This window comes from Ruegeria sp. YTSC106 (genome assembly GCF_059609765.1).
Genome location: NZ_JBXWMI010000009.1, coordinates 165,615 through 180,539, shown reverse-complemented (window position 1 = coordinate 180,539; position 14,925 = coordinate 165,615). Strand labels below are relative to the sequence as shown.

Genomic DNA, 14,925 nt, shown 5'->3' with positions numbered 1-14,925 from the left:
GCTTGGGGGATTTGATGGCCGATTGGATCATTCTGGCCACAATCAGTCTTGTTTCGTGCTGTTTCGCCGTTCTGTGGCTGCTGCCGCGCCGGGCACAGCGCGACAAATCTTTTGGTTTATTTTCAAATACTTCTCTGTTTGACGCCGTATTTCTTTTTGATGGTGACCAACTGATCAGCCATTCTGATTTCGCGCTGGCCGGGTTAGAACATGTTGGAAACTGGCAGGACTTGCGGCGCCTGTTGCAAAGGGATTTCCCCACTTTCCCCGAAACTCCTGACAAAGTGCGCGATCGGGGCAATCTTGTGGTATCTGCCATTGACTGCACGATCGAACGAGAAGTCGTGTGTGAGTGGATTGACGGTGTCGTCCGCGTTCGACTTTGCGAAAGCGCAAAGGCCTCCTCAGCAGGATCGGCCACCCCAAGTGAACCGACCCGTCTGGCAATGGATCTGGCCCCTTATCCGGTATGGTTGGTCGGCAACGACAATCGGGTGCAGTGGTGCAATGCCGCCTATGTCACACTTGTTCAAAAGGCACGTGATCAGGACGCCGATCTGACTGCGCCGCTTTTTGCAAGCCCGGAGGATGCGGCAAGACCTACCGGAAAAACGCGCGTGTCGGTGGATGTGGCGGACTCTGATCGCAAGCTTTGGTTCGATTTGACTCGGATCGAACACGAGAACGGTCATCTGTGTTACGCTGTTGACGTCAACGCGATTGTCGAGGCGGAAACCGCCCAGCGCAAATTCGTGCAGACCATGACCAAGACCTTTGCCCAATTGTCCATTGGTCTCGCCATTTTTGACCGCAATCGGCAACTGGCCCTGTTCAACCCGGCCCTGATCGACCTGACCACGTTGCCACCTGATTTCCTCAGTTGCCGCCCCAGCCTAAGCAGTTTTTTCGACCGTTTGCGCGATCAACACATGATGCCGGAACCCAAAAACTACCGCAGCATGCGCCGTCAGATGAACGACCTTCTCGAAGCAGCAGAAGATGGAAACTATCACGAGACGTGGTCGCTGCCATCCGGGTCAGTCTATTCCGTCAGCGGGCGCCCTCACCCGGATGGTGCAGTGGCCTTTCTGTTCGAGGACATCACCGCGGAAATCACACTGACGCGGCGCTTTCGATCGGAAATGGATCTAATGCAGTCCATTCTGGACAAACTGGCGGACGCAATTGCTGTCTTTGCAGATGACGGCACGCTGGCCTTTACCAACTATGCGTATCAGAAGCTGTGGGGAGACGCGCAAGAGATCGGCTTCCAAAGCGAAACGGTCACCGATGTCACGCGACGCTGGCAAGACCTCTGTGTCGCGACGCCGGTTCTGGGTGAGGTCCGGGATTTTGTCGAAATGCGGGAAAACCGCGCCGAATGGACAGCCGAAATCCAGATGAGGTCCGGCATAACCGTGGATTGTACCGTCACACCGGTTTATAACGGCGCGACAATCGTCCGGTTTACCCAATCCGAGTTTGCCTCGAAATCCACCGCGATGGAACAGACCAGCGCCTGAACCGGGTTGCAGCCGGTCAGGCGCAAGGCCATTGTGGCGGCATGACACAGACCGCCCGATCTCTGACTTTCAAATCGCCCGAAGAAACCGCCGTTTTCGCAGCGCGAATGGGAATGTCACTGTGCCCGGGCGATGTCGTTCTGCTGGAAGGCTCGATCGGCAGCGGCAAAACACATTTCGCGCGCAACCTCATTCAGTCATTGATGGCCGAGCCCGAAGATGTGCCCTCGCCAACTTTCACTTTGGTCCAGGCTTACGACACGCCATCAGGTGAAATATGGCATTGCGACCTGTATCGTCTGAGCGCGGCGGAAGAAGTTGACGAACTGGGCCTGACGGAAGCTTTTGATACAGCAATTTGCCTTGTGGAATGGCCGGACAAGCTGGGAGCTTTGGCACCCGAGACTGCGTTGAAGCTGACGTTTGAAACAGACCCTAACAATACCGAATTCCGCCGTGTGACCCTGTCTTGGACTGCTCCGAAATGGGCGGAAAAACTGGAGAGAACTGCATGACGAACAGGACGGTCCTGGCCGAAGCCCTGATTGCACAAACCCCCTGGGCCGGGGCAAAACGTACGCCACTGGCAGGCGATGCCTCGAACCGGAGATACGAACGGCTGATCGATCCGCCCGGCGGGCGCACTGCGGTTTTGATGGACGCGCCACCCGAAAAAAGTGACGATGTTGAACCCTTCGTGCGGGTTGCCGAATACCTCCGATCGGTTGGTTTGAGCGCGCCGGAAGTATACGCAGAAGATACCCGGTACGGTTTTCTGTTGCTGGAAGATCTGGGTGATGATCTTTTTGCGCGTGTCGTGAAAAAAGACCCGGGCAAGGAGCGGAAATTGTACCGGGCCGCCACCGACGTGTTGCTCCACCTGCATCAGGCGCCTTCTCTTTCCTTGCCGTCTTATGATCCGTCCCTCATGACGGAACTGGCTTCATTGGCCTTCACAAAATATGCGGCCGGTATCCTGGGAACAATTGACGAAGACGCCCTGGACCGGTTCGAGCACAGGTTCGCGGACATCCTGCATCGTGAAACATCCGGTGCGAAGGTGGTCATTCTCAGGGATTATCACGCGGAAAACCTGTTGTGGCTGCCGCAGCGCGAAGGCGTGAAACGCGTCGGGCTGCTGGACTTCCAGTTGGCCATGCTGGGGCACCCGGCCTACGATCTGGTGTCTCTGCTACAGGATGTACGCCGAGATGTCTCGGCCGGGATCGAAATTCAGATGATCAACCACTACATCTCTGTGTCAGGTATAGACGACCATGATTTCCGCACGGCCTACAGTGTATTGGGGGCCCAGAGAAACCTGCGTATCCTTGGCGTCTTCGCACGTCTGGCGACGGAATATGGCAAGCCTCACTACGTGGACATGATCCCGGCCGTCTGGGCACATCTGATGCGCGATCTGGATCACCCTGCCCTTGTTTCGGTGGCGCCCCTGCTGCACGAAGCTTTGCCCAGACCCACTCCGGAAAACCTGGCCAGGTTGAGAACGCAATGACCGGATCGCCATTTGCCGTAATGCTGTTCGCAGCCGGGTTCGGCACCCGCATGGGCGCGTTGACCAAAGACCGACCCAAGCCATTGATCGAAGTGTCGGGCCGACCACTGATTGATCATGCGCTTGGCCTTGTCGAAGATCTTGACCCTGTCCGTACTGTCGCCAACCTGCATTATCACGCTGATCAGCTCGCAGCGCATCTCCGTCCCAAGGGTGTTCTGCTGTCTCGGGAAGACTCTGAAATCTTGGAAACAGGCGGCGGATTGCGGGCAGCTTTGCCAATGTTGGGCACCGACCCCGTATTCACGTTGAACACCGACGCGATCTGGTCCGGGCCAAACCCTTTGACCCTTTTGCAGAAAGCTTGGGACCCGAGCCGTATGGACGCGCTACTGATGTGCGTTCCTGTTGGGCGAACTGTTGGTCATATTGGATCAGGTGATTTCACGGCCGAAAAAGGCGGACGGATCACGCGTGGTCCCGGTTTGGTTTATGGTGGGACACAGATCCTCAAGACCGATGGATTGCATTCGTTCTCGCAAACTACATTTTCGCTCAACCTGCTTTGGAACCAGATGCATGATCGGGGTCGACTTTTTGCGGTCGAATACCCCGGACGCTGGTGTGATGTAGGCCGCCCCGAAGGCATCGCTCTAGCCGAGGGTTTGCTGGCTGATGTTTGAGTCTGGTACCCTGCCCCGAGTTTTTGCCGTGCCCCCCGGTACGGATTTCCCAAAGGCATTGGTCGATGGCCTGCGGCAACGCTGTTCTGGCCCGCCCGAAGCTTTGGCGCGGGTAGAGTTGGTTCTGAACACAAGACGCATGGAGCGGCGCGTCCGCGAACTGTTCAATCAGGGGCCGCCGTGCCTTCTGCCCCGTCTCTCGTTGGTGACGGACCTGGGCGAAAGCGTTGATCTGGCGCAAATTCCACCAGCCATCCCACCCCTGCGGCGGCGTCTTGAATTGACTCAGCTGGTATTGAAGCTGCTGGAACAACAGCCGGATCTGGCCGCCCGATCCTCGGTCTTCGACCTGTCCGACAGTCTGGCCACACTGATTGACGAAATGCAGGGCGAGGGCGTGTCGCCCGAGGCGATCCGGCAGCTGGATGTTAGCGACATGTCCGGACACTGGGCGCGGGCACAGGCTTTTATCGGCATCGCGGATCATTTCATCGACACCGAGGAGCAGACGATGGATGCACAGGCCCGCCAACGCCGCGTGGTCGAAAGCCTGATCGCACGATGGCAGATTGCCCCCCCGCAACACCCAGTCATTCTGGCGGGCTCTACCGGGTCCCGTGGCACCACCCTGACGTTGATGGAAGCCATCGCGCGCCTGCCACAAGGGGCACTGGTACTGCCTGGGTTTGATTTCGATCAACCGGATCACGTTTGGCAGGGTTTGGATGATGCGTTGACGTCTGAAGATCACCCACAATACCGTTTCCGCAAGTTGATGCGCGCGCTGGAACTTGCACCGGGTCAGATCACCCCATGGACGGATTTTTCGGCCCCCTCACCCGCTCGTAACCGACTGGTATCCCTGGCTTTACGTCCGGCACCCATCACCGACGCCTGGATGATCGAAGGCCCCAAACTGGCCGATTTGGAAGGCGCGTCCAAAGACCTGACGCTGGTCGAGGCGCAATCACCCCGCGCCGAGGCATTGGCCATCGCCCTGCGACTGCGGCTAGCTGCGGAAAAAGGACAGACCGCTGCTCTGATCACGCCGGATCGCATGTTGACCCGCCAGGTCAGCGCCGCGCTGGATCGGTGGAACATAGTGCCGGACGACAGTGCGGGCCTTCCGCTGCAACTTTCCCCGCCGGGCCGTTTTCTTCGTCATGTGGCCAACCTGTTCACGCGCCGTCTGGAGGGTGAGACGCTGCTGACCCTTTTGAAGCACCCGCTTTGTCATGACGGCGGTGAACGCGGAAACCATTTGCTGCTTACGCGTGATCTGGAGCTTGACCTGCGCCGCCACGGCCCGCCCTTTCCTGACAGCGCAAGCCTCACTGCTTTTGCAGTGCGTAAAGAAGCCCCGGAAAGCTGGGTCAAATGGGTCGTGTATCACTTCTGCGACCAGCAGATCACCAATGAACTGCACCTCGCAGACTGGGTGGAGCGTTTGATGGAACTGGCCGAGGCGATCTCGGCTGGCAGCACGGGTGAAACAGGTACTCTGTGGGACAAAAACGCAGGCCAAAAGGCGCTGGAGGTACTGAATTCACTCAGGGCAGAGGCGAAGCATGGTGGCCTGATGACGGCCCATGATTTTGCCGATCTGCTGGGCGCTTTGCTTGCGGGTGAAGAGGTTCGTGACCGGGATGCGCCGCACCCGCACATCATGATCTGGGGCACGCTCGAGGCGCGGGTGCAGGGTGCCGACCTGCTGATCCTTGGTGGGTTGAATGAAGGAAGCTGGCCAGAGGCGCCAACACCTGATCCCTGGCTGAACCGGCAGATGCGTGACAACGCGGGTTTGTTGCTGCCCGAGCGCCGGATCGGCCTGTCTGCGCATGACTTCCAGCAGGCCATCGGTGCACCCGAAGTGTGGTTGACCCGCGCGACCCGCTCGGATGATGCCGAGACGGTTCCGTCACGTTGGCTGAACCGGCTGACCAACCTGTTGCAGGGTTTGCCGGGTCAGGGTGGCCCCGAAGCTCTGGCCAAAATGCGCGCTCAGGGCGAAAAATGGCTGAACTGGTCCGAGGCTCTGGAAGATGCGCCGCCTGTCGACCCCGCACCGCGCCCATCTCCGCGTCCACCGGTCGCCGCACGTCCGCGCCGTCTGTCTGTGACAGAGATAAAAAGGCTGATCCGTGACCCATACGCGATATACGCCAAACATGTGCTTCGTCTGAAACCGCTTGATCCACTTGTGCAGGCCCCCGATGCCTTGCTGAGAGGGATTGTAATTCACGAAATCCTTGAGCACTTCATCAAGGACAGTGTCCTCGACAGCGCTTTGCTGACGCGGGAAAACTTCCTGAAACGGGCGCACACCCTGTTGGATCAGCATGTCGCCTGGCCGACCGCCAGAAAACTGTGGCTGGCCCGGTTGGAACGGATCGCGGAGGACTTCCTCGGTGCGGAGCTCGCGCGCCGGACTGATGGTGGGCCGGTGGCGTTTGAGGCGGCGATGAAGCAGGTGCTGAACCCTCTGGATTTCACCATTGTCGGGCGCGCGGACAGGATCGATTTCAACCGCCGGGGCGCGTTGCGGATCATCGACTATAAAACCGGCGCACCACCGACGGAAAGCCAGCAATCCAAATTTGACAAGCAGTTGCTGATCGAGGCGGCGGTGGCCGAGCAGGGCGGGATTGAGGGCCTTGACCCGACAGGCGTGGCCGAAGCCATCTTCATCGGTATGGGTGGTAGTTACAAGGAGGTTACCGCGCCCTTGGAAAAAGAACCGACCGACAAGGTTCTTGCCGAGCTGAAAGAGTTAATATCCGCTTATTTAGAGCCTGATCAGGGGTTCTCGTCCCGTCGTATGCTGCACAAGGATTCAGATATCGGCGATTATGATCACCTCGCTCGGTTCGGCGAATGGGACCGTACAGCCGAAACATGCCCTGAGGACCTGACATGAGCCCGCGCAACGATGCAACTGAACGGCAAGTGCAGGCCGCGCGCCCCGATGCCTCGACCTGGCTGGCGGCCAATGCCGGATCGGGCAAGACACGGGTTTTGACGGACCGGGTAGCGCGTTTGCTGCTGGACGGAGTCCAGCCTCAGCACATCCTGTGCCTGACTTACACCAAAGCCGCCGCCAGCGAGATGCAGAACAGGTTGTTCAAGCGCCTTGGTGAGTGGGCAATGCTGGATAACAGCTCTCTGCTGGAACAGCTGACCGACCTCGGTGTACCCGGTGAAATCAGCTCGGACAAGCTGGCGCAAGCACGCACCCTGTTTGCCCGCGCCATCGAGACGCCAGGTGGTCTGAAAATCCAGACCATCCACTCGTTCTGCGCCTCGTTGCTGCGAAGATTCCCGCTCGAGGCTGGTGTCAGTCCGCAATTTTCCGAGATGGAAGACCGCGCAGCAACCTTGTTGCGAGAGGAGATTGTCGAGGATTTCGCCGAAGGCCCTCAGGCCGGGTTGATTGAAGATGTGGCCCGGTTTGTCACGGATACGGGATTTGACAAACTGACTGCTGCAATCACGCAAAAGCGCAATTTGTTTGCACAGCGACTGGAGTGGTCCGACCTGCTGCACCGCTTCGGTTTGCCCGCCGAGTTTGATGAAACAAGTCTGCTTGAGCGGGTTTTTCTTGGTGGCGAAGTCGAGCTGATCCGATCCATGCTGCCCGCTTTGACCGAAAGCGGCGGCAACAACGCCAAGGCCGCCGTGAAACTGGCTGGGTTCAACGAAGTGCGGTTGGCACATCTACCCATGTTGGAAAGCGTGTTTCTGACGGGGAAGGGCGCAAAGGAACCCTTCACGGCCAAACTCAACGCTTTTCCGACCAAACCCCTGCGCGAAGGTGTGCTGGCCGACCGGATGCCGCAGCTCGAGGCCTTCATGCTGCGGATCGAAACCGCACGAGAACAACGTCTGGCGCTGGTCGCGTCCCAGAAAACTGCTGTATTGCACCGCTTTGCTGCTGCATTCCTTCCGGAATACGAACGGCGCAAGCAACTGCGCGGCTGGCTGGATTTCGACGACTTGATCCTGCGCGCGCGGCAGGTGTTGAACGATCCGGCGGTGGCCGAATGGGTGCTGTACCGACTGGACGGGGGCATCGATCATATTCTTGTGGACGAAGCGCAAGACACCAGCCCCGATCAATGGGACGTGATAGAGAAACTGGCACAGGAATTCACCAGCGGGGAAGGGGCCCGATCCGGGGTTGAGCGCACGATCTTCGTCGTCGGCGACAAGAAACAATCGATTTATTCCTTTCAGGGCGCCGATCCACAGGCCTTTGACAGAATGCAGGAAGAGTTTGGCCGGAAACTCGCTGAATCAGGCTCTAAACTATGGGATTCGACGTTGGAATACTCGTTCCGATCCTCCAGCGCAATCCTGACTCTGGTCGATATCCTGTTTGAAAACCGCTCTGATGCGGGGTTTCGCAAGGACAGTCAACACCGTGCTTTCAAGGCCGATCTGCCAGGTCGTGTTGATCTTTGGCCCGTTGTCGAAAAAGTTGCAGATGCCGAAGACGGGGATTGGACCGATCCGGTTGATCGTCCTGGCGCACGGCATCACACCGTCATTCTGGCCGAGAAGGTTGCACAGTCGATCAAAGACATGATCGAACGGGGCGAGACGATCCCGGAAGATGGCAAACCCGGCCAATTCGTTCGTCGAAAAGTGCGGCCAGGGGATTTTTTGATCCTTGTGCAACGCCGCTCGGACCTGTTTGCCGAGATCATCCGTGCCTGCAAGGCGCTGCACCTGCCCATCGCCGGAGCAGATCGGCTGAAAGTGGGCGCTGAATTGGCGGTCAAGGATCTTGCGGCATTACTCAGCTTTCTGGCCACGCCCGAAGACAGCCTGTCCCTGGCAACGGTTCTCAAGTCCCCCTTGTTCGGATGGTCCGAGCAGCGGCTTTTCGACCTGGCGCACCGACGAAAAGAGCAGTTCCTATGGGCCGCACTGCGTAACCGAGCGGAGGAGTTCCCCGAAACACTGTCCGTGCTGAATGATCTGCGCAGCCAGATCGACTTTCTGCGCCCCTATGATCTGATCGAACGTATTTTGACCCGCCACGACGGACGGCGCAAATTACTGGGCCGCTTGGGGGCAGAAGCCGAAGACGGCATCAATGCGCTGTTGTCCCAGGCACTGGCCTATGAGCGAACGGATATCCCCAGCCTGACGGGGTTTCTGGTCTGGATGCAGACCGACGATCTGGAAATCAAAAGACAGATGAGCGGTGTCGGCAACATGATCCGCGTGATGACTGTGCACGGATCCAAAGGGCTGGAAGCTCCGATTGTCATCTTGCCCGATACGGGCAGGCGCCAGCCGCCACGTGATTCCGAGATCATGGTGGCCGGAGGAACTCCGCTATGGAAAGTTTCGGCAGATGTTTCGCCAAGCCTGATCAATCAGGCCCGGGGCGAGGCGCGCAACCGCGAGGAAAATGAACGGCTACGGCTTCTATATGTGGCTCTAACACGAGCCGAAAAATGGCTGATTGTGGCGGCTGCTGGCGAGTTGGGGAAAGACGGCAACAGCTGGTATCAGATGGTCGATGCGGCCATGGATCAGGCCGGGGCCGCGCAGGTACCGGGTACCGATATCCGCCGCCTGTCCCACGGAGATTGGGAGGCGGCGCCCTTGATCGATCAGCCGAACGCTGACGTTGGGCCAGTCGGTTTGCCGGACATGTTTCACCATCCGGCTCCGGACCCGGTTGCGCCTGCAAGCGCGCTCAGCCCCTCGGACTTGGGCGGCCCAAAGGCATTACCCGGTGATGCCGGCCTGGATGAAGAGGCGGCCAAACTGCGTGGAACCTACCTCCACCTTCTGCTGGAACACCTTCCCGTGGCAGAGAAAGACGTTTGGCCAAAGCTTTGCGCCCGGTTGCTACCCGATATGCAGGAAACGGACCGGCAAGAGATTTTGAACGAAGCTGCATGTGTACTGACAGCGGAAATCCTACAGCCCGTATTCGCACCTGACACGCTCGCCGAAGTGCCCATAACTTCCGATCTGAACGGGCAGCGGATGCATGGGGTTGTCGATCGTCTGATCGTATCGGATACCGAAGTGCATGTGATTGATTTCAAATCAAATACCATCGTTCCGAACCTCGCGGAAGAATGCCCCGACGGGCTGTTGCGACAGATGGGGGCATATGCTTATGCGCTGGCTCAGATCTATCCGGACCGCAGCATTCGAACCGCCATTTTGTGGACACGCACGGCAAGCCTGATGTGGTTGCCACACGATCTTGTGACAGATGCACTGGCCCGCACCCAGATATCTTGACCTTACCCGAAGCGGCACCTACGTTCTGTTCCCAAGTTTACCCCATTCAGGAGACAGAATATGTCGACCGTAGCCGTTACCGACGACACCTTTGACGCCGAAGTCAAGAATTCGACCGTTCCCGTGGTCGTGGATTTCTGGGCCGAATGGTGTGGCCCCTGCAAGCAAATTGGCCCCGCGCTGGAAGAACTGGCAGCCGAGTATGGCGACAAGGTAAAGATCGCCAAGGTCGATGTGGACAGCAACCCAAACGCGGCGGCCGCTATGGGCGTGCGCGGCATTCCGGCACTGTTCATCTTCAAGGACGGTCAGGTTGTTTCGAACCGCGCGGGCGCGGCCCCCAAAGCCGCCCTGCAAAGCTGGATCGACGAATCCATCTGATCTGGTCCTAACAGATTTTCTCGAAGGCACCTCAGATCGGGGCGCCTTTTTTATTGAAGACATCGGAGACACCAATGGCTAAAACGCGGGTCCTTGTAGAATTCGGGATGGGCACATCCCTGCGCCGGATGGACTATACTCAGGCGTCACTGCGGGCGATCAAGGATGGGCTTTGGCACAACTCGGTCAACATGGCGGAACTGTTCGGGTTCCCGAAAGAGACGATGATCATTGATGCCGAAATTGGGGTTCAGCAACCGGATCAGGTGGACATCGACGCGCTAAAGGCTGTTTTCCCCTACGGTCAGCCGAACATATCAATCACAAAAGGGGGATTGGACATCGCAAAGCCCCACAGTGACGGGCACACGATCATTGCCAACGCCGCCCTGATCGTTTCCTTCGACATGGAGCCCGCACAATGAGTGAAAAACGCATCATTCTGGAGATGGGAACGGGAAACGACCTGTACGGCCAGGATTATACCAAGGCAGCCCGCCGCGCGGTGCAGGATGCCTTGCACCATTCATCCATCACGTTGTTTTCGAAACTGGGGATTGATCATTCCGAAATGCGTGTCAGCGTCACGATCGGCGTGCAGGATCCTGAACAGGTGGATTGCGGCCTGGTAGCTTCTGACCTGCCGCGGGGCAGGGCCGAGGTTCGCGCAGTCAAAGGTGGGCTTGACGTTGTCGATGAAGAAGCAGGTACGCGGCACGTGGTTGCTACCGCGGCGATCGAGGCTTTTCTGCCTGATCTTTCCGGAAAATACGTTCGAAGCTGAACAAAGAAAAAGCCGCTCGGAAAACCGGGCGGCTGTCTCGAATGGGCGGTCTGTTGGAACGATCAGATATCGGCGATATCTGCGCGGCTCAGACCGATATCGTCCAACTGAGCGTCGCTGAGTTCCGACAGGAGTTTGCGGGTTTTGCGGGAATCTTTCCATTCAACAACGGTGTTGAAGACATTGGTGAACGTGTCCACTACGTGCAGGATGGTAGCTGCTCCGAGCGGCGCATGAATGTTAGCTGTGGTTGCCATGTGCGCAGTCCTTTGTGATGAAACAGCCGACCCGTTGTCGGTTGTGAGCCTCATGTAGTCCCGCGCGCCCGGACTCACAATTGCTGGTCCGGTAACCCCGGATTGCGTTTTTTGCATATCTTTTGGGCAATTGAAGAACGGGTTGCGCCAACCTCTGGCCCGGCCCATATATACCGCCAGCGAAAACGGAGACGATCATGGCAGACAACGACTTTCCCGGTTGGCACGGCACGACGATCATTGGCGTCAAGAAGGGCGGTCAGATCGTCATAGCCGGTGATGGGCAGGTCAGCCTGGGTCAGACCGTAATCAAGGGCACGGCGCGCAAAGTGCGCCGCCTGTCCCCCGGAGGGTCCGAAGTTGTCGCTGGCTTTGCCGGTTCGACGGCCGATGCCTTCACGTTGCTGGAGCGGCTGGAGGCCAAGCTTGAGGCAACACCAGGCCAGCTTGCCCGCGCTTCGGTGGAATTGGCGAAGGACTGGCGCACTGACAAGTACCTGCAAAAGCTTGAAGCAATGCTGATCGTCACGGACGGTAAAGATCTTTTCGTGATCACCGGCGCCGGTGACGTGCTGGAACCTGAACACAACGTGGCCGCCATCGGGTCCGGGGGAAATTTTGCTCTGGCCGCTGCGCGCGCGCTGATGGATAGTGACAAGTCGGCGGAAGAGGTCGCGCGTCAGGCAATGGCCATCGCGGCCGACATCTGCGTCTATACCAACGGCAAACTGACGGTTGAGACAATCTCAGGCTAGCAGCGCCGAGATTTCCTTGCCTTTCCAGCGGCGATGCATGCCGATCAGGCCAATAATCGCTGCGACGATCACGATGTAATAGGGCACGCGGATATCGATGCTCATCAATCCGCCCCCTATCAACGACATGATCCCGCCCGCAAGGCAGAACACCGCGGTGGTCACGCCCATGACCCAGCCCTGATCCGCTTCGCTGACGCTGGAAGAGAAAAGCCCAAGCACGGTAGGGTAAGCGATTCCGAACAGGAAATAGAAGAAAAAGACCGGCACATAACTGAACATGCCACTTGGGCTGAAGGCGAAAGCGAATCCGCAAATCACCATGACGACGAGTGACGTGTAGATAATCGCATACTTGCTGAACTTCTCCTGGGCGGGTCTCACCAGGAACGTGCTGGAAAAGGCCAGCGCGACGCCGATGACGACCATCGCCATACTGCCACCGATGACTCCGTATCCGAAGGCACTTGTCAGGAAATTGTCGACAAACACGTAGAAGGTGACGTTGGCGATCATGAAGAACGAATAGACAGGCAGGATCTTCAATACCATCGGGTGACCGCGCACTGCTATCAGGCTGTCAGTTATGTCACGGGGACGGAATACAAAGGGTGCACGATCCGCTCGGGTATCCTGGAAGAAAAACAGGACCAGAAAGATTGCTATCATCACAAGGACAAAAGCGCCATAAAATGGCGTTCTCAGCGTGGCGAAGCCACCCAGCAGGGCGGCGTCTGACAAGATCGCGCCGATGATCGGCCCACCCACGAGGCCAAAGCTGACGCCCGTCACGATATAGCCCATGTTCCGATCCCGGTCTGTCGCGTCGGTGCTTCCGTCGATCATCGCCGCTTGCGCAATGGGTTGGTTGCCCGCAGTAAACCCGGTGATCGAACGCCCGACGATCAGCAGAAGAAGGCTGTTGAGGTAAAGCGCGGCAATGGTCAGGGCATATCCGGCCAGCGCGCCACCGAGGCACACAAGCAAAGCGTTCTTGCGCCCGATCGAGTCCGATACTTTCGAGACATAGACAACGCCCAGAAACCATGACAGGAAAAAGCATCCGATCACGAGGCCATAGTAAAAATGCCTGCGCCCCTCGGGTGTGTTTTCGGGCAGAAACCCTGATTTCGTTTCCATGATCAGCGAGTTGATGATGGGAAAGACCAGCCCCTGTCCGATCAGATCCACAAATACCACAAACAAAAGGGTAATCTTGGCGATATTTGTCATGTCTCACGCTCCTGGCCTTCAAACCCTCGATATACCGTAGCAGACGGATCCCACATTCCCCAAGCAAAGCATTTGCAAACCTGAGCCTGCATTGCTAACCAACGCGGCCATGAATACTGGCTTGGTTGTTTTCGCCCGTACCGTGATTACCTAAGCCGCATGACTCAAATGCCGACCGAAAGGACTGCCCTTTGACCGACCTGACCCCGCGCGAGATCGTCTCGGAACTGGATCGCTTCATCATCGGGCAGAAGGATGCCAAGCGTGCCGTGGCCGTCGCCCTGCGCAACCGCTGGCGCCGCAAGCAATTGCCGGACGACATCCGGGAAGAGGTCTATCCCAAGAACATCCTGATGATCGGCCCCACCGGCGTCGGCAAGACCGAAATCAGCCGCCGTCTGGCGAAACTGGCCCGCGCGCCGTTTATCAAGGTCGAGGCTACCAAGTTCACCGAGGTTGGATATGTCGGTCGCGATGTGGAGCAGATTGTGCGCGATCTGGCAGACGCAGCCATCCTGCAAACCCGCGAGTTCATGCGTGAAGACGTCAAGGCCAAAGCGCATCAGGCTGCCGAAGACCGCGTGATCGAAGCAATTGCAGGCGCGGATGCGCGCGAAGGCACGCGCGAGATGTTCCGCAAGAAGCTGAAATCGGGCGAGCTGGACAACACGGTGATCGAACTGGAACTGTCCGACACCTCAAGCCCGATGCCGATGTTTGACATTCCGGGGCAGCCGGGCGGTCAGATGGGCATGATGAATCTGGGCGACATTTTCGGCAAGGCCTTTGGCGGACGCACCGTCAAGAAACGCCTGACCGTCGCAGAAAGCTATGATTTGCTGATCGGGGAAGAGGCCGACAAGCTGCTGGATGACGAAACCGTAACCCGCACCGCGCTGGAATCAGTCGAACAGAACGGCATTGTGTTTCTGGATGAGATCGACAAGGTCTGCGCCCGTTCCGACGCACGCGGCGGCGATGTCAGCCGGGAAGGGGTGCAGCGCGACCTTCTGCCGTTGATCGAAGGGACAACCGTATCGACCAAGCATGGTCCGGTCAAAACGGACCATATCCTGTTCATTGCCTCAGGTGCGTTTCACATCGCCAAACCTTCGGATCTGTTGCCGGAATTACAGGGGCGTCTGCCGATTCGCGTCGAATTGCGCGCTCTGACCGAAGAAGACTTCGTGCGCATCCTGACCGAAACCGATAACGCGCTGACCCTGCAGTATACTGCTTTGATGGCCACCGAGGAGGTAACTGTCAGCTTTACCGAGGGCGGCATCGCGGCACTGGCGAAGATTGCAGCTGACGTGAACCAGAGCATCGAAAACATCGGCGCCCGGCGGCTCTACACTGTCATGGAGCGGGTTTTTGAAGAACTGTCCTTCGCGGCGCCAGACCAAGCCGGTACGGAAATCACTGTTAACGCGCAATTCGTCAGTGACAATCTTGGAGAATTGACCAAGTCCTCTGATCTGAGCCGTTACGTTCTGTAACACGGCCAGCCGTTTTTTGCCGTT

12 protein-coding genes and 1 pseudogene are annotated in these 14,925 nt (G+C 57.9%); 11 read left to right on the top strand and 2 right to left on the bottom strand.

Annotated elements, in window-relative coordinates; all coding sequences use genetic code 11:
* The first annotated feature begins 14 nt into the window (after nucleotides 1-14).
* The 9 genes and pseudogenes from AC2FEB_RS14215 (at nucleotide 15) to AC2FEB_RS14175 (ending at nucleotide 11,157) form a co-directional block, all read left to right on the top strand.
* Nucleotides 15-1,523, top strand: a complete 1,509-nt coding sequence (locus AC2FEB_RS14215) for a PAS-domain containing protein (protein WP_496884140.1) — start codon at nucleotides 15-17, stop codon at nucleotides 1,521-1,523.
* Nucleotides 1,524-1,564: 41 nt separating this feature from the next.
* On the top strand, nucleotides 1,565-2,038 hold the full coding sequence (gene tsaE / locus AC2FEB_RS14210; RefSeq protein WP_117871220.1) for a tRNA (adenosine(37)-N6)-threonylcarbamoyltransferase complex ATPase subunit type 1 TsaE: 474 nt from the start codon (nucleotides 1,565-1,567) through the stop codon (nucleotides 2,036-2,038).
* A complete protein-coding gene (locus AC2FEB_RS14205) occupies nucleotides 2,035-3,039 on the top strand; it encodes an aminoglycoside phosphotransferase family protein (protein ID WP_496673700.1) in 1,005 nt (334 codons plus the stop codon). The genes tsaE and AC2FEB_RS14205 overlap by 4 nt, the downstream gene beginning before the upstream one ends.
* The gene (locus tag AC2FEB_RS14200; RefSeq protein ID WP_496673697.1) at nucleotides 3,036-3,722 is read left to right on the top strand and encodes a nucleotidyltransferase family protein; all 687 of its coding nucleotides are present in this window, start codon (nucleotides 3,036-3,038) and stop codon (nucleotides 3,720-3,722) included. Before AC2FEB_RS14205 ends, AC2FEB_RS14200 begins: the two co-directional genes overlap by 4 nt.
* The gene (gene addB / locus AC2FEB_RS14195; RefSeq protein ID WP_496673694.1) at nucleotides 3,715-6,639 is read left to right on the top strand and encodes a double-strand break repair protein AddB; all 2,925 of its coding nucleotides are present in this window, start codon (nucleotides 3,715-3,717) and stop codon (nucleotides 6,637-6,639) included. The genes AC2FEB_RS14200 and addB overlap by 8 nt, the downstream gene beginning before the upstream one ends.
* Nucleotides 6,636-9,992, top strand: coding sequence for a double-strand break repair helicase AddA (gene addA / locus AC2FEB_RS14190; RefSeq protein ID WP_496884139.1), 3,357 nt, complete (start codon nucleotides 6,636-6,638; stop codon nucleotides 9,990-9,992). Before addB ends, addA begins: the two co-directional genes overlap by 4 nt.
* 51 nt (nucleotides 9,993-10,043) lie before the next feature.
* A pseudogene (gene trxA / locus AC2FEB_RS14185) lies at nucleotides 10,044-10,373 on the top strand (thioredoxin); the annotation flags it as partial.
* A gap of 74 nt (nucleotides 10,374-10,447) precedes the next feature.
* On the top strand, nucleotides 10,448-10,798 hold the full coding sequence (locus AC2FEB_RS14180; RefSeq protein ID WP_496884138.1) for a Lin0512 family protein: 351 nt from the start codon (nucleotides 10,448-10,450) through the stop codon (nucleotides 10,796-10,798).
* Nucleotides 10,795-11,157 carry a Lin0512 family protein gene (locus tag AC2FEB_RS14175; RefSeq protein WP_496718971.1) on the top strand — a complete coding sequence of 121 codons (363 nt, stop codon included), beginning with the start codon at nucleotides 10,795-10,797 and terminating at the stop codon, nucleotides 11,155-11,157. The genes AC2FEB_RS14180 and AC2FEB_RS14175 overlap by 4 nt, the downstream gene beginning before the upstream one ends.
* A gap of 62 nt (nucleotides 11,158-11,219) precedes the next feature.
* Here the strand turns inward: AC2FEB_RS14175 and AC2FEB_RS14170 are convergent, their stop codons facing one another.
* Nucleotides 11,220-11,414, bottom strand: a complete 195-nt coding sequence (locus AC2FEB_RS14170) for a DUF1127 domain-containing protein (protein WP_496673688.1) — start codon at nucleotides 11,412-11,414, stop codon at nucleotides 11,220-11,222.
* 197 nt (nucleotides 11,415-11,611) lie between these two features.
* On the opposite strand from AC2FEB_RS14170, the gene hslV reads away from it, so the two are divergent.
* The gene (gene hslV, locus AC2FEB_RS14165) at nucleotides 11,612-12,169 is read left to right on the top strand and encodes an ATP-dependent protease subunit HslV (RefSeq protein WP_117871236.1); all 558 of its coding nucleotides are present in this window, start codon (nucleotides 11,612-11,614) and stop codon (nucleotides 12,167-12,169) included.
* Here hslV and AC2FEB_RS14160 read toward each other — a convergent pair.
* A complete protein-coding gene (locus tag AC2FEB_RS14160; protein ID WP_496673685.1) occupies nucleotides 12,161-13,402 on the bottom strand; it encodes an MFS transporter in 1,242 nt (413 codons plus the stop codon). The two genes, hslV and AC2FEB_RS14160, sit on opposite strands and share 9 nt — an antisense overlap.
* Nucleotides 13,403-13,593: 191 nt before the next feature.
* On the opposite strand from AC2FEB_RS14160, the gene hslU reads away from it, so the two are divergent.
* Complete coding sequence (hslU, locus tag AC2FEB_RS14155; RefSeq protein ID WP_496673682.1) at nucleotides 13,594-14,901, top strand: ATP-dependent protease ATPase subunit HslU; 1,308 nt, start codon at nucleotides 13,594-13,596, stop codon at nucleotides 14,899-14,901.
* Nucleotides 14,902-14,925 lie beyond the last annotated feature (24 nt).